The organism is Cognatundibacterium luofuense (assembly GCF_018139685.1).
GTDB classification, from domain to species: domain Bacteria; phylum Pseudomonadota; class Gammaproteobacteria; order Burkholderiales; family Burkholderiaceae_D; genus Undibacterium; species Undibacterium luofuense.
The window spans coordinates 1-792 of the sequence record NZ_JAGSPN010000045.1 but is presented as its reverse complement, the minus strand read 5'-3'; the positions used below and the strand labels follow the sequence as shown (position 1 = coordinate 792).

Genomic DNA, 792 nt, shown 5'->3' with positions numbered 1-792 from the left:
AGGCCACTATCGCATTCGCGTGCCCATGTCCCATCTGGTACTCGGTTTTTAGCATTTGTACCAGCTCCATATGCCTGAGCGGCAATGTGGCTTCGACCAGCGCGATCCAGTGCGCAATCGGCTGGCCATACTTTTTTTCTATAGAAGGGAAATAGGATGCGGGTCCCTGCACTTTCTCTGACTTATCTGCAAGCATAGACAACTCCTGAGTAAACTGAGACTGCAAATACAGCTCAGGATTTTCTGACCGAAGTGCGTAGCAACGCCGCCAGCTCACCCACGATACCGCGCCGGAATAAGAGCACACAGATGATGAAGATCAAACCCGTCACAATCGTGACCGAATCGCCGAGGCCACGGAACCAGTCAACCTGCGTCAGATTCGCGAGCGCATTGCCAAGGTCACCGAGTTTATTTTCCAGCGCGATGATCAATACCGCACCGACCACAGGACCAACCAGCGTGCCCATGCCGCCGACCAGCGTCATCAACACCACCAGACCCGACATGGTCCAGTGCACATCGGTCAGGGTTTCAAAGCCCAGTACCAACGTCTTGGTCGCTCCCGCCAAACCAGCCAGCGCAGCAGACAACACGAAAGCCAGCAACTTGTATTTATCCACATCGTAACCCAGTGACACTGCTCGCGCCTCGTTCTCTTTGACCGCTTTGAGCACGGTGCCAAACGGTGAATGGATGATGCGTACGATCAGCGCAAAGCCAGCGATACAGATCGCCAGCACCAGATAGTACAAATGCAGATCAGAACTCAGATCAATCAGACCCAGCAAT

General features: G+C 53.7%; 2 protein-coding genes. Both read right to left on the bottom strand.

Annotated elements, in window-relative coordinates; translation table 11 throughout:
- Positions 1–196 (bottom strand): DUF4287 domain-containing protein (locus KDM89_RS19190; protein WP_212689520.1); only part of this gene is annotated, 196 nt, incomplete at its 3' end.
- A 37-nt stretch (positions 197–233) separates the two neighbouring features.
- Positions 234–792 (bottom strand): branched-chain amino acid ABC transporter permease (locus KDM89_RS19185; RefSeq protein WP_212689519.1); only part of this gene is annotated, 559 nt, incomplete at its 5' end.